Origin of the sequence: Streptomyces sp. NBC_00224 (assembly GCF_041435195.1) — a bacterium.
Lineage (GTDB): Bacteria > Actinomycetota > Actinomycetes > Streptomycetales > Streptomycetaceae > Streptomyces.
Map to the genome: position 1 here is coordinate 921,735 of NZ_CP108106.1, position 24,043 is coordinate 945,777.

The 24,043-nt window shown below is 70.9% G+C and carries 17 protein-coding genes; 4 read left to right on the forward strand and 13 right to left on the reverse strand.

The features are described 5' to 3' along the window. Positions 1–10: 10 nt before the first annotated feature. The 5 genes from OG965_RS03965 to OG965_RS03985 form a co-directional block, all read right to left on the reverse strand. Complete coding sequence (locus tag OG965_RS03965; RefSeq protein ID WP_371649118.1) at positions 11–175, reverse strand: hypothetical protein; 165 nt, start codon at positions 173–175, stop codon at positions 11–13. 54 nt (positions 176–229) lie between these two features. Next, positions 230–1,456, reverse strand: a complete 1,227-nt coding sequence (locus tag OG965_RS03970) for an ROK family protein (protein ID WP_371649120.1) — start codon at positions 1,454–1,456, stop codon at positions 230–232. Between the two features lie 317 nt (positions 1,457–1,773). Further along, positions 1,774–2,361 (reverse strand): hypothetical protein, encoded by a 588-nt coding sequence (locus OG965_RS03975; RefSeq protein ID WP_371649121.1) that lies wholly within the window; start codon positions 2,359–2,361, stop codon positions 1,774–1,776. Positions 2,362–2,581: 220 nt separating this feature from the next. Further along, complete coding sequence (locus OG965_RS03980; protein WP_371649124.1) at positions 2,582–3,415, reverse strand: SDR family NAD(P)-dependent oxidoreductase; 834 nt, start codon at positions 3,413–3,415, stop codon at positions 2,582–2,584. A gap of 201 nt (positions 3,416–3,616) precedes the next feature. Next, positions 3,617–4,549 (reverse strand): hypothetical protein, encoded by a 933-nt coding sequence (locus OG965_RS03985; RefSeq protein ID WP_371649127.1) that lies wholly within the window; start codon positions 4,547–4,549, stop codon positions 3,617–3,619. Between the two features lie 283 nt (positions 4,550–4,832). Between OG965_RS03985 and OG965_RS03990 the strand changes: the two genes are divergently transcribed. Beyond that, complete coding sequence (locus OG965_RS03990; RefSeq protein WP_371649130.1) at positions 4,833–6,974, forward strand: M4 family metallopeptidase; 2,142 nt, start codon at positions 4,833–4,835, stop codon at positions 6,972–6,974. 81 nt (positions 6,975–7,055) lie between these two features. Here the strand turns inward: OG965_RS03990 and OG965_RS03995 are convergent, their stop codons facing one another. From OG965_RS03995 to OG965_RS04010, 4 genes are all read right to left on the reverse strand, one after another. Continuing rightward, entirely contained in the window at positions 7,056–9,785 is a 2,730-nt protein-coding gene (locus tag OG965_RS03995; protein WP_371649132.1) for a discoidin domain-containing protein, read from the reverse strand. A 274-nt stretch (positions 9,786–10,059) separates the two neighbouring features. Beyond that, on the reverse strand, positions 10,060–11,685 hold the full coding sequence (locus OG965_RS04000) for an amidase (RefSeq protein ID WP_371649134.1): 1,626 nt from the start codon (positions 11,683–11,685) through the stop codon (positions 10,060–10,062). A gap of 152 nt (positions 11,686–11,837) precedes the next feature. Continuing rightward, positions 11,838–15,401 (reverse strand): caspase family protein, encoded by a 3,564-nt coding sequence (locus OG965_RS04005; RefSeq protein ID WP_371649136.1) that lies wholly within the window; start codon positions 15,399–15,401, stop codon positions 11,838–11,840. Between the two features lie 294 nt (positions 15,402–15,695). Further along, complete coding sequence (locus tag OG965_RS04010) at positions 15,696–16,655, reverse strand: ArsR/SmtB family transcription factor (protein WP_371649137.1); 960 nt, start codon at positions 16,653–16,655, stop codon at positions 15,696–15,698. 240 nt (positions 16,656–16,895) lie between these two features. Between OG965_RS04010 and OG965_RS04015 the strand changes: the two genes are divergently transcribed. After that, complete coding sequence (locus tag OG965_RS04015; protein ID WP_371649139.1) at positions 16,896–17,336, forward strand: peptidase inhibitor family I36 protein; 441 nt, start codon at positions 16,896–16,898, stop codon at positions 17,334–17,336. Continuing rightward, a complete protein-coding gene (locus OG965_RS04020; RefSeq protein ID WP_371649141.1) occupies positions 17,321–18,289 on the forward strand; it encodes a hypothetical protein in 969 nt (322 codons plus the stop codon). The genes OG965_RS04015 and OG965_RS04020 overlap by 16 nt, the downstream gene beginning before the upstream one ends. 169 nt (positions 18,290–18,458) lie before the next feature. On the opposite strand, the gene OG965_RS04025 is transcribed toward OG965_RS04020, so the two are convergent. Continuing rightward, positions 18,459–19,133, reverse strand: a complete 675-nt coding sequence (locus OG965_RS04025; RefSeq protein WP_371649143.1) for a class I SAM-dependent methyltransferase — start codon at positions 19,131–19,133, stop codon at positions 18,459–18,461. Between the two features lie 218 nt (positions 19,134–19,351). On the opposite strand from OG965_RS04025, the gene OG965_RS04030 reads away from it, so the two are divergent. Beyond that, positions 19,352–20,752 carry an amino acid permease gene (locus tag OG965_RS04030; RefSeq protein WP_371649145.1) on the forward strand — a complete coding sequence of 467 codons (1,401 nt, stop codon included), beginning with the start codon at positions 19,352–19,354 and terminating at the stop codon, positions 20,750–20,752. A 50-nt stretch (positions 20,753–20,802) separates the two neighbouring features. Here the strand turns inward: OG965_RS04030 and OG965_RS04035 are convergent, their stop codons facing one another. The 3 genes from OG965_RS04035 to OG965_RS04045 form a co-directional block, all read right to left on the reverse strand. Then, a complete protein-coding gene (locus OG965_RS04035; protein WP_371649147.1) occupies positions 20,803–21,684 on the reverse strand; it encodes an NmrA/HSCARG family protein in 882 nt (293 codons plus the stop codon). Between the two features lie 191 nt (positions 21,685–21,875). Continuing rightward, positions 21,876–22,739 carry a geranyl diphosphate 2-C-methyltransferase gene (locus OG965_RS04040; RefSeq protein ID WP_371649149.1) on the reverse strand — a complete coding sequence of 288 codons (864 nt, stop codon included), beginning with the start codon at positions 22,737–22,739 and terminating at the stop codon, positions 21,876–21,878. Positions 22,740–22,812: 73 nt separating this feature from the next. Further along, a complete protein-coding gene (locus OG965_RS04045; RefSeq protein WP_371649151.1) occupies positions 22,813–24,015 on the reverse strand; it encodes a family 2 encapsulin nanocompartment cargo protein terpene cyclase in 1,203 nt (400 codons plus the stop codon). Positions 24,016–24,043 lie beyond the last annotated feature (28 nt).

Here is a 24,043-nt window from a genome sequence, read left to right on the forward strand (position 1 = left end):
ACGTGACGCTTCAGCAACAAAGGGTGCGGCCTACCCGCATCAGGTCGATGACACGGCACCTGGTCAGCGGAGTGCGCCGCAACGGCAGCGGCGACTTCGACGGCGCGACATCGACGCTCCGGTCGCGGACCTGCCGCGACCGGGCCATCGGGGAGAATTCCTGCGCGCTGCTCATGCCCAGAATGCTCGCGGCCCCGCACCACCCCTGTCAACATTCGGAGTTTCTGAATTAATTGGCGTCCGTCGGCACGCCCAGCGGATTCCGGTAGAGCACGTCGAGGGCGACCGAACCGCCCGCCACCGCGAGCACCGATTCCGCGAAACTGGTGGGCACGACCAGCCCGCCCCGCTCCCCCACCTCCGCGCGCAACGCGCCGAGGCAGTCCTCGCGGTACATCACACCGACCTCGGTGATGACGACCGTCTCCGGGTTGAGCACGTCCAGCAGCAGCCGAGTCGCCCGCCCGACCATCCGGGCCCGCTCCACCAGGAGGCGTACGGCGACCGGATCGCCGTCGGCCGCGGCGCTCACCACGTCCATCGGGTTCGCCGTGCGGACGACCCCGCCCTCCCGCGCCCGGCGGGACAGTGTCCGCTCGCTGAGCTCGGCCTGAAGGCACCCGGTCCGGCCGCAGTCGCACGGCTCCGTCCCGCCCTCCAACGGCAGATGGGCGATGGCACCGGCCTGTGAACGAGGCCCGTGATGGACCTCGTCGCGGGTGGCGAAGGCGGCGTCCACCACATTGCCGACGAAGAGGTGCAGCACGCTGCGACCGCCCCGTGCCCGGCCGAACAGCCGCTCCGCGTCGACCAACGCCCGTGCGTGCCCGTCCACATGGACCGGCAGGCCGGTGCGCGCGCCGATCACCTCCCGGACGGCCACGTCGCGCCAGCCGAGGAGCCCGTGCTCCACGATGGTGCCGGAGTCCCGGTCCACCCATCCCCCGGCCGCCACACCGACGCCCAGCGGGGTGCGGCCGCCGGCCTCCGCGAGCAGCGCGTCGAGCCCGTCGGCGGCGTTGGCGAGGATCCGGCCCGGCTCGATGCCGTCGCCGTGGCCCAGCCGCCGCTCGGCGACCACCCGCCCGCGCAGGTCGAGCAGCGCGACGGTGGTGTACGGCACAGCCACGTGCACCCCGCCGACCACGAACCGCGAAGTGTCCAGATCGACGGGTATGTACGGACGCCCGGCCCCCTTGGACTGCCTGGGCACCGCGCCCTCCCGTATCAGGCCCACCGCGCCCAGCTGAGCGCAGTAGTCGGTCACCGACGCCGGGGAGAGGCCGGTCAGACGGGCGATGCCGCTGCGCGCGACGGGACCGCACTCAAGGACGGACCGCAGGACAACGCTGGCGCTGGTCCTGCGCCGCGCACTGTCCGACACCCGGCGGACCGCCGGGGCCGGACGGTACGGCGGGGAGGCAGGCGGGGGTACGGGTGCCACGGAGCGGTACATGGGGAACTTCCTCGGGGAGCTGGTCCGACACTGCGCCGTCTGCTTCTCGGCGGTCGGGACGGAACCCGCTCCGGCCGCCTCAGCGGGGAAGACAGGTGGCGGTGGCCTGGCGCCGCAGGTCGACATAGCGACGCGACGCGAAGTTCTCAGCCTGGGCGACCATGGCTCGAAGCTAGCAAACCCGCCCGCCACTGCCCAGATGCCGCCCACGGTACGGACCGACGGCGATACCCCGCTGCCCCTTGCCCGGCCCCGCCACACCGCACCGCACCGCCGCCCGGCGACATGGCCGGGCGGCGGAAGTGCGTCCGAAGACTTCAGTGGCTCACGGGGGCCCGGCGGGCCCGGGCCCGGTCGCGGAACCACGCAGCGCCGCCCACCAGCACCGCCGCCCCCACCCCGTACACCGGCAGCCACAGAGTCGTCGTGGCCGCCAGGCACTCGGCAACGGCGTTGCGGGCCTGGACGTCCTGCGCGAACGCCAGGGCGGCACCGTCACTGCCGGCCAGGTTCCCCAGCGCGGCCTTCACCTGGAGGGCCTCGTACCTGCCCATCAGATCGCACTCGCTGCGCGTGCCCGGCATCGGGAACAGCCAGGCAGCGCGCTGCAGCAGGGGTGCCAGCGCGACCGCCGCACAGAGACCGACGACCAGCGCGTACGCGACCAGGCCGCGCAGGTAGGCCGAGCGGATGTCCGGCGTCCACTGCGCCCGACGCTGGAAGGCGAGCATCACCGCGAGGAGCGTCGCCCCGATGAACGTGGCGAACCACTGCCACGAGCCCTGGGCGAGGGCGAACGTCAGCACCGCGGCGAGTCCGATGCCGATGACCCCCGGAGCGGGAATGTCATCGCTTGCCGCGACGGATGCCGGCCTCGGGGTCACGCGGCGGCTGGGATCACTCACGGGCTCTCCTGCGGGGGGAGACATCAGCATCCTGCACGGGGCACTGGGGCCCTGGGCACCATGCCGTACGAGCCCGGCGCCTCGCCCGGATGGCCCGCACCTGGTCGGCCACGCGGGCCACTGGCTGGGCTGGGCGCACCCCGGCACTCAAGAAGCCGGGAGGCCACGGCGCCGCTGCCTGGATGCAGCATCCGCGGGCTCCGATTCCGGCGCTGTCTGCTCACGTACGCAGGTACGAGGCCCCGTTGAGGTCCAGGACCGTCCCCGAGGCCCATTCGGCCGCCGGTGAGGCCAGCCACAGCACGGCTGCCGCGATCTCGTCCGCCGAAGCCACCCGTCCGAACGGGCTCTGGGCGCGGATCGCCTCGCCCTCCGCCCCGCTCAGCCGGTGCGCAACCCGCTCGGTTTCGAAGAACCCGGGTGCGACGGAGGCGACGCCGATCCCGTACGTGGCGAGGTGCACGGCGAGGGACTGGCCCAGCGCGTGCACCGCCGCCTTCGTCGCCCCGTACGCCGGGTGGTCCGGTTCGCCGCGGAAGGCCCCGCGCGAGCCGACGTTGACGATCCGGCCACCACCGCCCTGCTCGATCATCCGGCGGGCCGCGAGATGGCTGAGGTTGGCCGTCGCGAGGAGGTTGACGGATACGTGACTCTGCCAGGCGGCCGCCCAGTCTTCGTACGCGGTGGTGGCGAGCGGGTGTGGAAGGTTCACAGCGGCGTTGTTGACGAGCACGTCCAGCCCGCCGAGTCCTGCGGCCGCCGTCTCGGCGACGGCGTACGCACCATCCGGGGCGGACAGGTCGCCCCCGGCGAGCACGTGCCCCGTACCGACGAGGGAGGCGAGGGTTGTCTCGGCCTCCTCGCGCCGCGAGCCGAAGTGGACGGCTACCCGGTCGCCATTGGCGGCGAACGCCTGAGCAAGCGCACGGCCGAGCCCGCGCGAGGCACCGCTGACGAGCACGCGACGGCCTGTGGGCGGGAAGGCGGGGGCTGAGGGGGAGGTGCCGGGGGAAGGGGAGGTTTCGGGGGAAGGGAAGGGCGCTGCGGAAGTCATGTGGATCATGATGCCCGTACCCGATGCGCGCAGGGACGTCGGATCGGTCGTCCTACGTACATCGGGCGCCCCCGGAGGCCCTGCGCGGCTGAGGCCTACCAGTAGCCCTCGCAGGAGCAGGAGTTGGAGTAGAGCAGGTCGCCGACGCGGACCCGCGCCTGGTAGGTGCCGGAACCCCCGCCCTACAGGGCGGGAAGTCCGTCAATCCCATTCCCAGCGCATGGCCTGGAAGCCCGGGCCGGGGTCTTCGACGGTGAAGGCGGCGCGGCCGGAGGCGCTGATCCAGACCTGTTCGGCGGGGTCCATGGGACCGCCTGCGGTGGTGCCGAAGTAACGGTGGCACCGGATGGGGACGGCGTCGGGATGGAACTGGACTTCGAGGGTGTAGAGCCGGGCGGGGGCGCGGAAGCCGGTGCCGACCTCGCTGGTGCGGGCACCGGTGGTCGAAAAGGCATAGGTGTACTCGATTACGTCGGTCTCACCCTTGGTGAGCACCCGGTCCAGGAGCAGTTCCGCGACGGACAGCGGTACCGAGGTATCGGAACGTACCCGTCCTTTACGGGCATTACGGATGCCCGTGAGGGCGGGCAGTTCGCGCTCCGGGTCGTCGCCACGGCTGATGAGCACCAGCCGGTCCACCCGCTCGCGCTCGGCGCGCAGCACCATGGTGACGGTCAGCCGTCGCTCGGCGCCGTTCTCGTCGATCTCGTACCGGTCGTGCACGGCAAGCCGGGCCAAACCGTCGTCGTTGGAGCCCATCGCATCGAGCAGGCCGGGCAGGCTCTTGTACTCCTGCCACAGGTCCTCGGTCTCCAGCACCCGAGGCGGGCGGTTGACCCAGCGTCCGCGCGGGCGCTGGGGACCCAGCAGGGAGACCAGGGAGTCGGTGGGGAGGCCCAGCAGTTCCTCAAGGAGTCGGACGGCCTGCCGGGACTGGGGGCGTTCGGGGCGGCTGCGGCCACGGCGCCAGTAGCTGAGAGTGGTCACACTGACGGCAACCCCACGGGCCGCCAGCCGGTGCTGGATGCGCTCCAGACTGAGACCACTGGCACGCACGGCGCAGTCGAGCGCGAACTCGAACGGGCCGTGGCGCAGGGCGTCGGCCAGGTCGGGCAGCGGGGGTTGAGGGGGCACAGGTGATCCGTCCTGCGTGCCGTGCGGGGGGACCACATGCTAGCGACTTCCAGCCAAACGGCAGGTGACACACGTCACGATGTGAACAGTCTTGACCAGGGCCCTGGTTGCGCGAGGGCGAGCACCGACCGTTCGTTCTGCTCCGTACACACGCGCCCATCAGGGCGGGAAACAACGGGGACACACACCCGTTACTTGTCATGATCGTTTCACAAGGATGCTTATTAAACAGAATTGGCAGCTCATTGCCCCGGAGACGTAGATCCCGCCATTCTCCGTGCCCATGAAACGATCTCTACTCGTCGGCACTCTGTCCCTCGCGGTCAGCGGCCTTCTGATAGCCGGTGCGGGCACCCCCGCCTCCGCCGCCAAGGGTCCCCGGGCCGCCACTCCGAAGCCGAGCAAGGCCCAGGCCCTGCGGGACGCCACCGCCGAGGTGGCCGCCAGCCCCAACACCGTCCGGGCAGGCGCTCACGACACCTTCCTGTCACACGACGTGACGGTCGACAAGGACGGCACCCGCCACGTCCACCTGGACCGCCGCTATCAGGGCCTGCCGGTCCTGGGCGGCGACGTCATCGTGCACTCGGCCCCCAACGGTGAGCTGCGCTCGACCTCGCTGACCCTCAAGGCCCCGCTGTCGCTTTCGGTGACTCCGAAGGTCAGCAAGCAGCGTGCCGTGGCCGTGGCCATCGCGAAGTTCAAGGGCACCAGGAAGGGCAGCAAGGCCGAGCTCGTCGTCGACGCGACGTCGGCCACGCCGACGCTCGCCTGGCAGGTCGTCGTCGACGGCACCGCCCCCGACGGCTCGCCCAGCCACTTCCACACGCTGGTCGACGCGACGACCGGACAGGCCGGGAAGTCCTGGAACACCTTCCACAGCACGGTGGTCCCGGGCCACACCACCACCGCCTCGCAGACCACCGCCATCGCCGGTGCCGCCGCCTCGGGCACCGGCCACGGCTACCAGGTCGGCGACGTGACGCTGGGCACGAACAGCATCTCCGGCGGATACGAGCTCAAGGACCCGACCCGCGGTAACGGGGAGACGCGGGACGCCCAGAACAAGACCGTCACCAACGACTCGCCGCCGGCCGGCTGGGGCGTCGCCTTCACCGACACGGACAACGTGTGGGGCAACGGCACCCTCAGCGACCGCGCCACCGTCGCCGTGGACGCCCACTACGGCATCCAGGCCACCTGGGACTACTACAAGAACGTCCACGGCCGCAACGGCATCAAGAACGACGGCGTCGGCGCCCGCTCCTTCGTCCACTACGGCGTCAACTACGCCAACGCGGGCTGGGACGACGACAGCTTCAGCATGATCTACGGCGACGGTGCCTCCGGCCAGAAGCCGTTCACCGAACTGGACGTGGCCGGCCACGAGATGAGCCACGGCGTCACCGCGGCCACCGCGGGCCTCAACTACTTCGGTGACGCGGGCGGCATGAACGAGGCCACCTCGGACATCTTCGGCACCCTGGTCGAGTTCAACGCCAAGAGCCCCGCGGACACGCCCGACTACCTCATCGGCGAGAAGATCAGCTCCTCACCGCTGCGGTACATGGACGACCCGAAGAAGGACGGCGCCTCCCAGAGCTGCTGGACCACCAACACCAAGAACCTGGACCCGCACTACTCGTCCGGTGTCGGCAACCACTGGTTCTACCTGATGGCGGTCGGTTCCGGCTCGTCCAGCTACGGCAACAGCCCGACCTGCGACGGCGGTACGGTCACCGGACTCGGCAACGACGCCGCCGGCAAGATCTGGTACCGCGCGCTCACCACGTACCTGACGGCCGCCTCCACGTATGCGGATGCCCGTACCGCGACCGTCAAGGCCGCGACCGACCTGTACGGCGCCAGCAGCACCCAGTGCACCACCGTCGAGAAGGCCTGGAGCGGCGTCGCCGTCGCGCCGACGTCGACCACGTGCGGTGGCAGCGGCACCACTCAGCCGCCGAGCGGCTCCAACCTGCTGTCCAACCCCGGTTTCGAGTCGGGCGCGACCACCTGGTCCGCGTCCTCCGGTGCCATCACCAATGACACCGGCGCCACCGCCCACGCCGGCTCGTACTACGCCTGGCTGGACGGATACGGCTCCTCCCACACCGACACCCTGTCCCAGTCGGTGACCATCCCGGCGACGGCCGCGGCCCCGAAGCTGTCCTTCTGGCTCGCGATCGACACCAAGGAGACCGGCACCACCGCGTACGACACGCTCAAGGCGCAGGTCGTCTCCGGCACCACGACGACCACCCTGGCGACGTACTCCAACGTCACGCCGAGCGGCTACGTCCAGCGCACCCTCGACCTGTCCGCCTTCAAGGGCAAGACGGTCACCATCAAGTTCACGGGCGCCGAGGACTCCTCGCTGGCGACCAGCTTCCTGATCGACGACACCTCGGTCACCACCGGCTGATCCAGCGCACGGCGCTGCACCGGCTCTGATCAACGGCCCGGACGGGATGCCCCCAACACCCGTCCGGGCCGTTCCACGTCCCTAATTCACGGTCAGCTCCGCGACGCCCGGGTGCTTCTTGGCCTCCGCATCGCCTTGCACCGTCACCCGTACGTACCGCGCGAGCCGCGCATCGCCCGCCACCGCGCGCTGCCAGTGCCGCCCGTCGAGGGAGAGGTCGATGCTGTAGGCAGTGGGCTTGGTGTCGTTCCAGGTGGGGGTGACCTTCGTGACGCGGACGGGCCTGGCGAGGTCCGCCGTCAGCTCGCCCCGTGCACCGTCCGGGACCCAGGCCGTGGCCGTGTTGCCGTCGAGCGCGGCGCCCGCGTACATACCGGGCTGCTCGGACGAGGCCGTGGCCGTGGTGCAGCGGGCCGCGTTGGTGGTGGGGTCGAGGTCGGGGCGGCGGGTCTTGAGGACGGCCGGGACGTCCTTGCTGACGAGCTGCTCGCCCTGGGGAGTGTCGAGCGTCATCGGCGCACCGTCGGTGAGGCGCACGGTGGTGCGGTGGGCGCCGAGTTCGATGTCGTAGGTGCGTCCCTGCCAGGTCAGGCCGTGCAGGGTGACGCCGCGGTCGAGCTGCGGCGGCAGCATCGGGTCGAGGTGCAGGCGGTTCTCGCGCATCCGCATCCCGGTCAGGCCGTTGGTGAAGACCTGCAGGAAGCCGCCCTTGCCGGTGAGGAAGTCATGGGCGGGCGAGCCCGCCAACGGGTCCTCGGCGCCCGCCTTGTCACCGCGGGCCTCCGAGAACTGCGCGAAGGGGCCGCGGACGAACGGCTTGATGGAACGCTCCAGATACGTGTACGTGGAGCAGCCCGGCTCCCCGATCCCAGCGGCGTCGATGGCGTGCACCGAGTCTGTCATGGCCGGGCCGTCCGGGTCGGTGCGCTGCGCGTAGTAGTCGAGGGTGGCGGCGTCGGCGCCCTTGGGCATCGGCCACTCCAGCGGGTACATCAGCAGGACCGTGTCAGCCTGCTTGATGGTGCTGCCGTGGTAGCCGTCGTACTGCTGGAAGACCTTGCTCTGTGCGTCGTACGGGATCCGGATGCGGTCGGCGATCGCCTTCCACGCGGGGGGAGCCTGCTTGCCGAGCATCTCGGCGGCGCGGGTGGCGTGGCGCAGCGCCGTGGCGGCGCCGGCGTTGGTGAAGACCGCGTCGTCGACACCGTTGCTGTACTCGTCGGGCCCGGCCGTGTCCTTGATCGAGTAGCTGCCGTCCGTGTTGCGGCTGACACGTCCGGCCCAGAACTCGGCGATGCCCTGCAGCACCGGCCAACCGCGCTCGCGCAGCCACCGCGTGTCCTTGGTTGCCAGATAGTACTGCCAGGTGGCCAGGGAGATGTCGGACTGGAGGTGGATCTGGGTGCGGCAGTGCGGCGGGTCGACGCTGTGGCACTCCTGGGCCAGGTTGCCCGAACTCCCGCTGTTCCAGGGGTAGAAGAGCCCTTGGTAGCCGAGCTTGCGGGCGTTCTCGCGCGCCCCCGCGCGGGTCCGGTAGCGGTAGTCGACCACGGTCTTCGCGAGTTCGGGCCGGGAGGCGAGCAGGCCCGGGTACATCCACGTCTCGGCGTCCCAGAAGACGAGGCCCGCATAGTTGTCGCTGGTCAGGCCCGCCGGAGCGATGCTGTTGGCCGCGCCCTCGCGGGTGTTGGCGAGCAGCCCGTACTGCGCGGACCGCACCCACGACTGCATCTCGCGCTGCCCGGGAACCTCGATGTCGCTGCGCCACAGCCGCGACCAGGCGGCGGTGTGGGACCGCAGCAGGGCGTCCCAGCCACGGTCGGCGGCACGCTGCGAGGCGGCGGTGGCGTCGTGGCGCGGCGCGTGCGAGGTCAGAGCCGTGTCGACGCCGACATACTTGGTGAAGTCGTAGGACTGCCCGCGCCGGACCGGGAGGGCGAGGGCCTGGCGAGCGGACATGTTCTGGGCGTGGCCGGCCTGTCGGGCCGTGGCGCCGTGGGCTCCGCGTCCGGCACGCAGGGTGGAGGCGACGGCGCCGTCGACGTTGGTGCCGTCCGTGCGGAAAGCCACGTCCATGGTCGGCGCGGTCCGGCCGTCGCCGCGCTGCCCCCTGGTCCGGTCACCGCCGCCGGTCTGCTGGATGCGCCGCGCGCCGCGGCCGTCCAGCATGTCGGTGACGGTCACCTCACCGCTCCAGTGCGGCACCATGCTCATGCGTACGGCGCCCACGTGCGGGTTGACCCGGTCGGCGAGCACCTCGTACACGAGGTCGGTGCGGCGGCCGTCGGCGGCGGTCCAGGTCAGCGACGTACGCACCACTCCGCAGTGAAGCAAGAGCGACTGCCGGTAGTGGGAGATCCGGCCCGGCGATGTCGAAGAGTTGAAGGTATCGCTCTGCGGCCCGTCGGTACTGACGGTGAGTGCGGTCCAGGTGGGCAGCGCCGCGACGGCCTGCCGGTCGGAGGCGGTCTGCTTGTTGTGCGCGTACAGCCCGGAGACGAAGGAGCCGTCGTAGCGCGGGGTGAACAGCGGCCAGCCGGTCTTGGCCGTGCTGTCGGCGTATCCGGCACCGTTGGGGGGCACCCGCTGGCCCAGGTAGCCGTTGCCGACAAAGGCATGGTGGGTGTCTGCCGCGTCCGCACGGGTGGTGCCGAGCGTCCAGTCGTCGCTGTCGCGGCAGGTCGCGGTCGTGGCGGCGGTGTTCTTCGCCGGCTGCGAGGCCGCCGACGGCGCGGAGGTGACAAACGCTCCGGCCAGCAGCACCGCGGTCAGTCGGGCGGCACGCGGCCGCGCACCGAGGGAGTACGTCATTGTTCTCCGTCACTCTGGTTCACCTGCGAGGTTCCTGGGACCATAAATTTCCTGAACGATCCACGTCAATAGTTGTGCGTTCTTCATCAAGTTCCGAATCGATAGGGACGCCTGTCGGCGGGCGGGCCGACGTGATTCAGCCAGTGCGTGGCGGCAGGGAGCGCGGCTGGGCCAAAAGGGGAGGGCTCCGTGGGACCACGGAGCCCTCAGCTTGTCTTGGCGCCTGGACGATCCGGCCCTGGGAGTGGCCGGGCGTTTCGTGCTGTGGTTCCGCTCAGCGGGCGGCGGGGCCCACCGACGGCAGATAGCGCGGTGTGCGCCAGGCACGCAGCCGCCGCTCCACGGCGGCACCCAGCGACAGCAGGCCGGCGTCCTCGTGGTCACCGGCCATCAGCAGCAGGCCGACCGGGAGTTCACCCACGGATCCGGCGGGCACCGACAGCGAGGGGTAACCGGCGACGGCTGCGGGGGTGGAGGACGGAATCACGTCGTTGTCGCCGCGCGCACAGTCGGTCGTCCAGGCCGGCGGGTTCGTCGGCGCGGCGATGGCGTCAAGGCGGTGGGCGGCCAGCGTCTCGTCCAGCGAGCGCCGGGACAGGTCCGTCAGCTCCGTACGCGTGGCGCGGTACTTCGGGTCGGTGGTGGGCGGCGCGGCGAGGGCCTGCTCGAACAGTTCCTGCCCGGCGAAGCAGGTCTGTTCCTGCGGGTGAGTGCGGTTGAACTCGATCAGCGCGGCCAGATCGCGCGGCCCTTCACGCGTGCCGAGGTAGGCGTCGATGTCCCGGTGGAACTCGCTGAGCAGCGCGGGGAATTCGAGCTCGGCCAGTCGGGCCTGGTACGGGGGCGTCACCTCGACGACCTCGGCACCCGCCCCGCGCAGTTTCGCCGCGGTACGGGTCATCACGGCGTCGACGTCGGGGCCGAGCGAGGGCAGTCGCCACAACCCGATGCGCTTGCCCCGCAATCCGTCCTGACGGCCCGCCACCTGGCCCTGGGGTGCTCCCTGTTCGCCCGGCGCGTCGAAGGCCGACCGGCCTGCGGGGCCCGTGGGGCGACCGCCGGTGAGCACGGACAGCGTGAGCGCGGTGTCGATGACGTTGCGCGCCATGGGCCCCGCGGTGTCCTGCTCGGCGGAGATCGGTACCACTCCCCTCTGGCTCACCAGGCCGAGGCTCGGCTTGAGGCCGACCACTCCGTTCATCCCGGCCGGGCAGACGATGGATCCGTCGGTCTCGGTGCCGATCGCCACCTGGGACAGCGACGCCGCGAGCGCGGCGGCCGAACCTGCGGAGGATCCGCACGGATTGCGGTCGAGGACGTACGGGTTGTTGGTCTGCCCGCCCACGGCCGACCACCCCGATGTCGGCTTCGCCGCCCGGAAGTTCGCCCACTCCGACGGATTGGTCTTGCCCAGGATCACCGCCCCCGCCTGCCGCAGCCGGGTCACCAGAACCGCGTCGTCGCCGGGCGGCTTGCCCGCCAGCGCGAGCGACCCGGCCGTGGTCGGCATGTCCCGGGTGTCTACGTTGTCCTTGAGCAGCACGGGGATGCCGTCGAGCGGTCCGCGTAGCCGGCCGCTGCGATGCCGGGCGTCGCTGGCCGCGGCCTGCCGCAGGGCCGACGGGTCCGTATGCAGCACTGCGTTGATCTTCGGGTCGACGGTCTCGATCCGCCGCAGGTAGGCACGGGTCAGCGCCGACGACGTCAGGGACCCCTTGTCCCTGCGCGCCTGCAACTCCGGGATCGTCACCGTGTCCAGGTCGATCCCCTGAAGAGCCGACTCTCCGGGCGACGGCGTGTCCGCGGCGACGACGTCCTGCGCGTTCGACCCCGGCGCACCCGCCAGCAGCGAACCGGCGACCACCGTAGCGATCAGTGCACCAACTCTGCTCGTTTTCATGGGAGTCAGCGCACTACACGCGTACCGTCCGGCGCAAGGGTCGTCCCGACCGGGAACGCTGTCCGGACGGCGGCCGGCGGACGGCGGGCGTCGAGCTCGGACAGCGACGGCCGTCAGCCACCGGTTCCCGAACGGCTACCGACGGTCTCAGGTCATCCGGCCCCGCGCCCCCGGGGCGGCACCTCGGCCAGGACCAGGCGGGCGGCGGCTGCCCAGGTGACTGAGGCGGTGAGGCGGCTGCGCACGGTGTGCATCCGCTCGAACTCCTCGTCGCGGCCGGCCAGGCACTTCTCGATCCGATCGGCCCATTCCCTGGCGTCGTCCGCGAAGTTGCCCGTGACGGGAACGATCAAGTGGTCGGCGTCGGAGCCGAGTTCCTCGCGCAGCAGCTGGGCCAGTCCGCTCTGGTCGCTGACGCGTACGGGCACGCCGCGCAGGATGGCCTCCTGTCCGACCAGGCCGAAGGCCTCCGAGCGGGATGGCATCACCACCAGCCCGGCGCGCAGCATGTCGGACTCCAGTTTGCGCGGGTCGGAGGAGTAGGGGCGTACCACCACGCGCAGGCCGGGACAGCCCGACCAGTCCTGGATGAGCTGCTGCTGTTCGTCGGCCTTCTCCGGCGGTGCGCCGCGGACGAACAGCTCGATCGGCTCTCCCGCCGTTCTGTTCCGCAGTTCGTGCACCATTCCGCAGGCCCGGGCGGCGAGGTCGACTCCCTTGAGCCGGACGTCCTCGGTGCGGCCGACGAACAGCACCTTGTGCAGCCCGTCCGGTGGAGGTCTGCGGCGCGCGAAGGCGTTCGGCAGACCCTCCGCGCCTGCCGGTCCGGTGGACGTGGGCGAATCGAAGCCCGGATCCAGGCGCAGCGGTTCGGGGACTCCGGTGCCCCAGAGCTCGTTGCTGAAACGGCGTTTGAGCGCTGGGCCGACCGCGACCACCCGGTGGGCCGTCAGACCCAGTTCGCGCTCGATCTCGGTGCGTTCCTCGGCCTGCCGGGCGCGGTCGACGCCGTCACCCAGCTTGTGCCATTCGATCTCGTCCGGCGCCATGTGGACGAAGTGCAGCCGACGGGCGTCCGGGAAGAAGTCCTCCGTGAGGTGCGCGGCCGCCGGTCCGGTGATGCGGGCGTGTCCGATGACCAGGTCGGGCCGCGTGCCGTACGGGAGGGTGGGCCGACGGGTGAGCCGGCCGTAGTCCGGGGCTCCCGGCGCGCCGGGGTGGGTGAGCAGGGTGACGCCCTTCTCCTTGGCGTCGGTCACCTCGGAGGCGTCGGCGTTCAGCACGATGCAGAAGACCTGGGCGCCCGCGGCCGCCATCGCCACACACAGGTGCCGGTTGAAGGTGCTCAGCCCGCCGCGGCCCGAGGACCATTCGGTGGCGACGACCAGGACGCAGGGCCGCTCCGACAGGACGTGGACGGCGGCCAGTTCGGTGGCGGTCACCCGGTCATGGTCATAGTCGTAGCTGTCGTAGCTGTCGTAGCTGTCGTCCTCGGCCGCGTCGGCGTCCGTGGCCAGGTCCTCGTCCGTGGTCATGCCCGCGTCGGTGTCGGCGTCCGCGCCCACGTCCTCGTCGGCGGGAGCATGGGACTCCCGGGCCTCGGCCTCGACCTCGGCCTCGGGGGCCGCGGTGGCCGGGACGATCGCGCCGCTGTCGGCCAGCGCCCGCAGCAGCGGCTCCGGCGTCGCATGGCTCAGGTAGGCGCTGTCCCGCACGACTTCGCCGAGGATCCGGCCGGCTGCGGCGTGGGTCGCGAGATGTTCGAGGATGTACGGGTCCGCCGCGGCCCAGTCGCTCCGTCCGTCGGTCGTGCGCGGTACCAGCCGGGCCAGTCCCCGGGCCAGGCGCCGCTGCTGCTCCCGCTCGTCGGCGGACGCCCGCAGGAACTCCGCGAGTGCGACGTGGACGAGCCGGTGGACCGTGGTGCCGTCGGGCCTGGTGGTGTCGACGACGAGCGTGCCCGCCCGGTCGCGGAACCGCCGAAGCTCCTCGGGCGTACACGCCTCACCGGTGAGGGCCTCGACCAGTGGCCCCCACAGTCCCTGAGGCAGACCCGCTCCCTGCGCGTACGCGAGCGGCGACAGCAGGCGCTCCGAGCGCGCCTCGTCGGGGCCGAGGCGTTGGATCAGGCCCTGGAACAGCGAGGGGAGGTCCCCCGCGTTCGACGGTATGCCGTCAGCCTCCAGCGCACGCGCCGCCAGCAGGTGCACCATCAGGAAGGAGTGGTCCACCTCTCGGGTGAAGTCGCGCTTGAGCTCCGCCAATACCGCGGCGGCCTGGCCGGGATCCTGAGCCAGCCGGTAGGCGACCTGGTGCAGGGCGCCCTCGTCCCGGTACTCGGGCGAGTCGAGGTCGAGCACCTCGACGTCCGGGCCCAGTGACCCCAGTTGGGCCGCGCGGGCCACGACGAGGAGCCGCACTGCGGGAATGCGCCCGAGCGAGCGGACGAAGTCGGCGAGCCCGTCGTCGTACGCGGACGGGGCGATCTCGTCGAGGCCGTCGAGGACGATGACGACGGGGTCGGTCCGTGCGCGAAGCGCGGCGAGCACGTGTCCCGGGGCCGAGTCCGGGGGTCGGCCGAGCGCGGCGGCCAGGTCGACGGCAAGGGACCGCAGCCCGTTGACGCCTCGGCCACTGAGCGGAATGACGGCCAGCCCCGGCGGCGGCAGTGTCTGGGGCGCGGTGTTCATCCTGGCCGGGCTGTCCGCGTCGGTCAGTGCCAGGAAGCGGCCCAGGAGGGCGGTCTTGCCGGAGCCCGGCGCGCCGGTGACCGCCAGCGGTGGCACCGCGGCGCCGGGCGCCGCCCGCACCCAGGAGGCGATCCGGGCCAGGGCGTTCGTCCGCCCCACGAAGAAGTCACCCGGCTCGGCGGCGTGCGCGACGCCACGGCTACGCGGCTCGAAGTGGTCGCGGTGCTCGTGCCGCAGCCGGGCCACACCCACGGGGTCGAAGGAGTCGCGCGGCAGGTCCGGTACGTATCGGGGGTTCGGGAAGAAGACCTCCGCCTCCTCCACCCGGTGTCCGGCATAGAAGGGTCCGCGAGTTGTCCCGTGGTCCCTGAGATGACGGCGCATCTCCTGGAGCACGTCGGCGAGGGGAAGGTGGCGTTGCCGCGGCCCGGCGTACGAGGAGGCGAGCGCGTACGTCCAGGCGTCCGCCAGGGACACCGCGTTGTCGTCGGTGTTCCGGTTGTACGTGACCAGGTGGTACGCGCTGTCCTGGGACCGCGTGTGAACGTTGGGCGCGGCCCATCCCGCCCCCGCCGCCCGGACACCGGCTTCCGCCGCGCACACGTCGAGAACGGCCAGGGTGCTTCCCACACCGCTGTCGGCGATCATGGCAGTGAGGTCGTCGGCGGCCAGTGACGTGTACGCGCGCCCCGGTTCGCTGTCCGAAGCGAGCAGCTGGAGACGCGGTTCTTCGGCGGAGCCGTGGCCGGCGAAGTACACGATCAGCACGTCGTCCGGCCCGAGCCGGGCTTCCCTGGTCCAGCGCGCCACACCGGACCGCAGCTGCTCGGCCGTGGGAGAGCTGCCAAGTTCGGAAAGGACGCGCTCGTACCCGAAGTCCGCGAGCAGGCCGGCCACACGTTCCGCGTCCGACGCGGCGCCGGGAAGGTCCGGCAGGTGGGGTGAGCGGTACTCGGAGACACCGATGGACACCAGGTAGCGGCGCCCCGCGTCCGTGCTCCGACGGCCCGCTTCGCCTCCGTTCACGCCAGTCCTTTCGCTCCGGCACGCGAGCGGTGGCCGCTTGCCACCACCCCCTGCGACCCCTGACGTCCGCACCCCACTCCCCGTGGACTGGCGGCCGCCGCTGCGGGTCCGACCTTAGGGCAAGCGGCCTGGCTGCTGCGGCACTTCACCGGGAACTCGCCCTGCGAGCCGGGGCGTTGACTGTGCACGTGCCACTCGCCCGGCCGGGTACCGGTCCGTCCCCGGCGACGAAGACGGCGCCGAGCTCCCGCTCCCCGGGGCACCCCTGCCTCCCGGCACGGCCGCGCCGAGCGCTCACCCGGCGGTGCCCGCTCCCCGCAGCAGTTCCAGGCCGAGCGGTGTGCAGCAGTGCCAAACAGCCTTGCCGTCGCGCTGGGTGGCGACGAGGCGGGCGTCCCGGAGGGCCTTGGTGTGCTCGGAGGCGGAGGCCTTGCTGATGCCCAACTCCTTGGCGATGTCGGACGTATTGTGTTCACGCGGGAGCAGATCCAGGATCGCCGCCCGGGTACGGCCCAGCAGGACGCCCAGGGGATCGGCGGGGGCCTCCTCCAGGAGCGGAAGCGGAGTGACGGCCGGGTAGATCAGGATGCTGGGCGCGTCCTCGTACAGGGCCACCAGCGGCCTGGACCACAGGACGGACGGCAGGAGCACCAGCCCGTGACCCGACAGGACGGCGTCGAACTGCTCGTGCCGGGGGAAGACCAGCACCGTCCCCTCCCACCGGCCTCCGGCCGCGAGTTGGGCCAGTGTGGTACGGATGCCGTCCCTGGCCAGCAGCCTTGTGCGCCAGGCACGTTCGGCCTGGAAGCCGGCCTCGATACGGCTCCAGGACTCGTTGATCAGCGCCGAGTGCGCCGCGCGCACGGCGTGTTCGAGGGTCTGCCAGGCCTCCCGCTCCCGAACGGCGAGATCCCTGATCCACGGGGTGACCGGCCGGTGCGTCGGGCACACCCGGTCGAGTTCCGCCCGTATCCGGGAGACGGGCGTCGCTCGGACCAGGTCGAGTCCGTCGTCGAGCCCTTTGCTGAGCGGGTCGAGGAACATCGGGCCGCGCGCCGTCGGAGGCACCAGACCGAACAGGGCTGTCGCCTCCCGGGGCAAGGTCTCCCGTGCCCTTCGCTGCCAGCGAGAGAACTCCGGCACCGTTGCCCGCTGGAGCATCGCCATGGCCAAGCCCAGTTCCATCAGCGGCGCGGGCTCGGCCGCGAACGTCACCCGTAGAAGGTCTTCGGCTGTGAAGTGCAGGCGCAGCAAGCGTCCTCCCCCATCGGTCACCCAGGCCGTGCGCACCCGTCAACAGCCGCCCCGCCTTTGACAGTTCGGCCACAGCCGAAACCATCGCAGTCCCCGATGCCCGGCGCCGAGCATGGAGCGCACGAACACGACCGATGGTTCTCGATGGCCCGGGTACGGCGAAAGGGCGTACCCGGCCACATCACGGCACGCAAGAACCGGTCCACCGGTCGTCACTTGCCGTCTTCAAGGAGGACACACGTGAAGAAAAAGTTGGCTGTCCGCATAGGCGCCGCGGTGCTGGGTCTGGGTACCGTCCCCGTGGCCCAGGCCTCCGCGCACACCGCCAAGGCACCGGGGAGCGAGTCGGGGGTGCAGGCCTCCTGCCCCTCCGGATACGCCTGCTTCTGGCCTGGTCAGAACTTCACCGGGAACCGGGGACAGGTGGCCGGCAACAACCCCAACTTCGCGACGTTGCCCAACTCGGCTCACTCCTGCGGGACCGGGTGGGAGGACTGCATCAGTTCGATACGCAACAGCGGCACGGACTGCACAGTCTACTTCTACTCGGTCCGGAACTACAGCAAGTCGGGCAGGTGGCACAGCCTGTCCCGTGGTGACGAGGTCGGCAACTTCGGCACGGTCTACCACGACGCCGCCTTCGACAACACGATCAGCTCCAACAAGTGGTGCACCTCGTAGTGCACCGGTCGGCCAGGGGCATGCGCTTCGCGCTGTCGTCCCTGATGCTCCTCACCGTGTCGGCCGGTTGCGCGGGCGCGCAGTCGGCCGGCCGGTCGCCCACTCCGCCGCCCGAGCGGACGTCGTCACAGGGACGGCTCAGCAGCGCGGCGATCGACCTCGCGACGCACTCCGGGACCTGGCCGACGACCGAGCGCACGCTGATGTCGGCCGAGGTCCGGCTCGTCCGGGCCTGCATGCAGGAGAAGGGATTCCGCTATCCGGCGCCGGACCCTCCCGCACGGGCCGCGCCCGAGGACGAGAGCGCCGCCGTCGAACTGGCCGACCGGAGCAGGACCGGGTACGGCATCTCCGAGGCCCCGTCGCAGGCTCCCGGCCCGGGCTCGCCGTCCGTCGACCGCTACTACCGGACCCTGTCGGCAGCCCGGCAGAGGGGCTTCGACCAGGCGCTCAACGGGCCGCCCGACAAGAAGGTGACCGTGAGCGGGACCGACTGGGGCGAGGTGCGCGTGGCGACAGCGGGCTGCGGCGCCGAGAGCCGGTCCCGCCTGGCCGGCAGCCCGGCTCTGTGGGCACGCATCACCTACGTTCCCGAGAAGTACGACAACGAGCTGGGGCAGCGCGTGACGTCGGCTCCCGCCTATCTGCGGGCCATGGGCGAATGGCGCTCCTGCATGGCGGGCCGAGGACTTCCGTACGGCAGCCCCGAACAGGCCCAGGGCGCCCTGCGAAAGGAGCGGCAAGCGGCCGGCAGCGCCGACGTGTTCCGGCGCAGGGAGATCGCGGTTGCGGTCGCGGACGGCGAATGCGCTCTACGGGCCCACCTGCCCGCCGTCTCACTGCGCGTGCAACGTGAACTCGTCTCCACGTTGAGCCGGGGCGAACAGCGGACTCTGGCGGACCTCGCCGCGCATCGCGAGGCGGCGCTGCGGCGGGCCCGCACGGTCCTGTGAGCTCGCGGGCCACGACGCGGGTGGAGATCACCCGCATGGGAGGCGCCGGTGGCACCCGGCCTCTGCGATCGCGCTCGGGCGGCAAGTGACCGTCCGAGCACCATCGGGGGTCAGGGGTCGGGGACCGCTGAACTACACGGGGAGTTCAGCGGTCCCCGTCACGGTGCGTTCAGCGGCGAGGCTCTTCAGCACCTGCCTGGGCTTTACGGGCGAGCAGTTGAACCTCCTGGAACTGCCGCCGGTCGGTGGGCTGGGGCTCGCGAACCATCCGGGCCACCTCGGCCAACCCGGACTTGCGCAGCAGCTCGGCGAGGTGATCGGGCCACCACCGATAGGCCGGCGCGACGGTGTGATCGAAGACCTGCGTCGGGTGAGACGGATCTTCGCTTGCTGAAAAGCCGACCAGAAGGTGACCGCCAGGTGCCAGCACACGATGGAACTCCGCCAGGATGACGGGGAGTTGTCGCGGCGGGGTGTGGATGATGGACCAACGCGAGAGTACGCCGCCCAGCACGCCGTCAGCGATGTCCAACGCCCCCATCGAGCCCACGTCGAACCGCAGGCCCGGATACGCCTGTCGAGCCAACTCGATCATCGCAGGAGAAGCGTCAACACCAACCGCCGCCAGCCCCAACCCGTCCAGATGAGCGGTGATATGGCCGGGCCCACACCCCAGGTCCGCGACCTGGCCGTCCCCGTTCGCGCGTACGACCTCGGCGAAGGCACCCAGGATCGCCCGGTCCAGGGGCCTGTCACTCAGCGTGTCGCGGAACAACTGCGCATAGGTGGATGCAGCGGCATCGTAGGCCTCGCGGGTGGCGTTGAGGGCATCGTGTTCGACCATGCTCGCGACAGTAGTTCCTGACGCCGAGACGGAGCTGCGAATTCCTGAGCCTTGTACGCCCCTCCTCTCCCCTGGCCTTGCCCGGGCATTCCGCTCCGTACGGGCGAGATGACAGAAAGCCATCACATCTTCCGGATACCGGACAGAGCGGACGGAAGATCGCCTGGGCGTCTCATAATCGGGCGTACTTGCATCTCATTAATTGGACACGCCCGCACATGAGCCAGACACTGACACCCACTCCCCCTCAACAGGACGCGCCTGCGCCGGGCACCCCGCTCTCGAACGGGCTCAAGCAACGGCACCTTTCGATGATCGCGCTCGGCGGTGTCATCGGGGCCGGTCTCTTCGTCGGGTCCGGCGCCGGTATCGCCGCCGCCGGACCGTCGATCGTCCTGGCCTACGCCGCGTCCGGCATCCTGGTGATGTTCGTGATGCGCATGCTCGGGGAGATGTCCGCGGCCAACCCGGACTCCGGGTCGTTCTCCGTGCACGCCGAGCGCGCGATCGGCCCCTGGGCGGGATTCACCGCCGGATGGATGTTCTGGACGCTGCTCGTCGTGGGTGTGGGGATCGAGGCGATCGGCGCCGCGCACATCATGCAGGGGTGGTTCCCGGGCACCCCGTCCTGGCTGTGGGTGCTGGCCTTCATGGCGCTGTTCTGCGGCGCGAACCTGGCTGCCGTCTCCAACTTCGGCGAGTTCGAGTTCTGGTTCGCCGCATTGAAGATCGGTGCCATCGCGCTCTTCCTGACGCTGTGCACCCTGGCGGTCCTCGGTCTGCTGCCCGGCACCGACTCCCCCGGCACGGCACACCTCGTCCACGACGGCGGGTTCCTGCCGACCGGCATGAGCGGACTGCTCGTCGGACTGCTCGCCTCGGTCGTCGCGTACGGCGGCCTGGAGACGGTGACCATCGCGGCGGCCGAGTCCGAGGACCCGGCGCGGGGCGTGGCCAAGGCCGTGAAGACGACCATGTGGCGGATCGGCATCGTCTACGTCGGCTCGATGCTGGCGATCGTCACGCTCATCCCGTGGAACGACAAGGCCGTCACCGACAGCGGCCCGTACGCCGCCGTACTCGACCGGCTCGGTGTCCCCGGCGGCGCGCAGATTATGAACGCGGTCATCCTGATCGCGCTGCTCTCCGCGATGAACGCCAACATCTACGGCTCCTCGCGCATGGCGTACTCCCTGGTCGCGCGCGGCCAGGGCCCCGCCTTCCTCGGCAGGATCTCCGGCCGGGTCCCGCGCCGCGCGGTCCTCGCGTCGTGCGCGTTCGGGTTCGTCGCCGTGCTCCTGTCGTACTGGTGGCCCACGACCGTCTTCGCCTGGCTGCTCAACATGGTCGGCGGGGTCGTACTGATCGTGTGGGGCTTCATCGCGGTGTCCCAGCTGGTGCTGCGCCGCCGCCTGGAGCGCACGGGATCAGCCCAACTGGCCGTCCGGATGTGGGGTTTCCCGTATCTGACATGGGTGACCCTGGCCGCTGTGACCGGCGTGCTGGTGCTCATGGCCCTGGACTCCGGGACCCGGGTGGAGCTCTACTTCACCGGCGGACTGGCGCTGACGCTGGCCGCGATCGGTTACGCACGACAGCGGAAATCCCAGACGCGCTGAGCGCACGGCGCGGCAGGACACCCCCGGCACGACGGTGCGGGCGGAGGATGTCACTGAGGCGTGGGGATGTGGGACAGGAGGGTGGGCCAGTCCTGGGCGACGGCCCAGTCGGTGAAGCTGTGCCAGCCCACTTCGGGGAAGTCGCGGCGCAGCCCGGTGACGTCGACGTCGAGGCCGACGGTGGTGAAGTACTCGAACATGGCCGCCAGGTCAGCCGATCGGCTCCGGACGTAGGCCAGGGGTACTTCCTGGTGGGTGACCGGGCACCCCATGGCGGTGGCGAGGATCTCCGCCATCTGTGCGGGGGTGCGCTCGTCGGAGGCGATGTCGATGCGTTGGCCGGCGAAGTCGTCACGGCGCTGGAGGGCCAGTGCGGCGAAGGCGCCGATGTCGGCGGCGGGGATGAGCGTGAGGGGCCGGTGGGCGGGCATGGGCCAGGCGAAGGCCCCCTCGCGCAGCCCGTCGAGGGTCCAGCCGCTGGCGTAGTTGTCCATGAACGCGGCCGGGGCGATCACGGTCCAGGGCACCTGGGCCGCGCGCAGGTGCTGCTCGACCAGGTGCTTGCTCCGGTAGTGCGGGACGTCGGTGCTCCGGTCGGCGTGGGCGGCGGAGGTGAACACGATGTGTCCGAGACGGGCCTGTGCCGCCGCGTCGATGAGGGCCTTGCCCTGTCGGACTTCGGTGGCGGTGTCGGTGCCGAACGGGGTGGTGACCGCGAAGAGGGAGTCCGCTCCGGCGAGGGCCGCCTCCAGCGAGGGAGGGCTGTCGAAGTCGGCGTGGCGTACCTCGGCACCGAGGGTCCGCAGGGCGTCGGCGGCGGGTGAGTCGGGCCGGCGGGTGAGCGCGCGTACCTGGTGGCCGGCTGCCAGCAGGGCGCGGGCGGTGGCCCCGCCCTGGGCTCCGGTGGCTCCGGTGACGGCGACGGTGAGCATGGTTCCCCCATAGGTAGATCGCTGCGTGAAGCATTGACTGCGCTACGCAGAAGACTACCCACAATCGCTGCGCCGCGCAGCAATCTGAACGTGATCCGGACGACAGACTCGCGCCGGGCCCGACGGGGACGGCCGACGGGGCTGCGTATGGCAGGCCCGCTCCCGGCCGTCCCGTGTCGCCGCCGGGGCGGTCAGACGCGGTCGGCGGCGATGAGGAGGTAGTGGAAGCTGCCTTCTCGGTAGGCGGTCAGGAACGGGTCCTCCACGCCGGTGGCGAGGGAGGACTGGGCGCGCAGCTCCCAGTACGGGATCGTGGCGGCCGTGAGGTCGACGACGTTCATGGGGACGAGGCCGTTGGCGGCGAGGGCCTTGAAGTAGGCGCTGCGGGGGTGGATGTTGCACGTGTAGTGCTCGTCGATCCGGCTGACCGCCTTGGAGCGACCACCGGTCACGTCGTTGTAGCAGCCGGTGATGACGACGTAACGACCGCCGAAGGCCAGCTGGCGGGCGTGCTCGGAGAAGAGGTCGAACAGGTCCACGTACATGGTGGACTCGTTGTTCCAGATGCCCTGGAAGGCGCCGGTCGGGAAGCCGGTGTCCAGCATGTTGCGGAAGTGGTAGCGCACCTTGTCGTCCACACCGCGCTTGCGGGCCTGGCCGTTGGCGAAGTCGACCTGCTGCTGGGAGATGGACACGCCGTCCACCTGACAGCCGAAGCGCGCGTTGGCCATGATGCTGGAGCCGCCCCGGCCGCAGCCGGCGTCGAGGAGGCGGTGCTCGGGGGCGATGGGGCCGAGGTGGTCGAGGAGGACGTCCGCCTGTGCCGACTCCAGCCGGTGCAGCTCCTCGATGATGCGCGCATCGCGCGTCTCCTGCGGGCCTTCCAGCACGGAGGGGTCGTACTCGCCGATCCCGTAGTGGTGGTGGTACAGGCCGTCGACGTCGCCCAGGCTCAGGTTGACCGGGTCCTTCTCGTTGTTCCAGTACTCCGCGACGGACTTCTGGTAGGCCGTGCGCAGCACTGGGGCCGTGGAGGAGGTGGGCGTGGTCGTCATGTGGGGGCTCCTTGCTGCATGCGGGTATGACCGCGTGGGTGGGTGATGACGGTGACAAAGGGGGTGGGTGTGCTCAGGCTTCGTTGTAGCGGAGGCTGCCGCTGTGCCATTCACGATTGCCGCCGAGCCAGGCCCACACCCCCGCGAGGAAGCGGCACAGCTGGGGCGATCCGGTGAGGGCGAGGGCCGCGGCCTCCGTCTCGAAGGTGCGCACCAGCTCGTCGTGGATCTCCACGCTCCGTTCGACCGCCTCGCGCGGTGAGCACCGCTCCTCCTCGGCGATCACGGTGGGCAGGTTGAACTCCACACCCACGGAGTGGTGCTCCTTGGCCATCGAATACAGGTCGTTGACGAGTGTGCTGGCCGTGGCGGCCATCGTCACAGCGCGGCGGACCCGCGGATCCGCGTACTCGGAAGCCGTCAGCGGATGACCGCCGACCACGTCGACGAGTGCGATACAAGGGAGGAAGCTGTTGATCTGACGGTGCGCCAGGTATTCGCGGACAGTGGGCATATGGCCGCGAGAGCGCCAGGAGCCCTCCTGTCCGTACCCCACGAAGAGCACGGCGACTTCATGGCGGAGCCGGGCCACCTGGGAGAAGTCGGCATAGGTGGACAGGTGCCGAAGACCCGAGCGCAGGGCCACCCTTACGGGATCCTCGTCCATCTCCTTCTCCCATGCGGACGCATGGCCGGCCGGGAGGTGGGCGGGGTCGAGCGCCGCATAGGCAAGACCGAGGTGCGAGCCGAGGAGTTCGGGCCGCGACCCCATCGTCTCGTCGTCGCAGTAGTAGTCGTCGGTGGCCCACTCCGCCAGCGCGCACTTCGCCACGGCCAGCAACCGGTCCGGATCGTCGCTGTCGGGGTGGGCCAGCATCATCAGCCGCCCGAAGTCGGCCGCGCGTACACGTTCGAGGCGTCCGGCGTAGAGACCGACCCCTTCGGCCCACTCCACCAGCCGGTCGTTGACCTCCCGGCCGAGCGTCGGATCGTCCCGTATCGCGGGCGGACAGTACAGCTCGGGGACACCGCTGCCGCTCGCTGCCGCGCTGCCCGGCGCGTGGTCGGCCGGTGTGCGGGCCGCGACACGGGCAGCGGAGGTGCCAAGCCCTGTCGGCCCGGTGGGCACGCCGACGCCCACCGGGCGAAAGGCGGACCCCGGCAGCGCCTTCGGCGCCGGCGGGCGGATGTTCTGGCTGTGGGTGAGGAGCGTGGCCACGAGACGCGCCACTTGATGGTGAGCCGCGGGCGCGGTCATCCGGGACAGCTGTGACACCGGTTCTTCTCTCCGTTCGCGCCGCTGA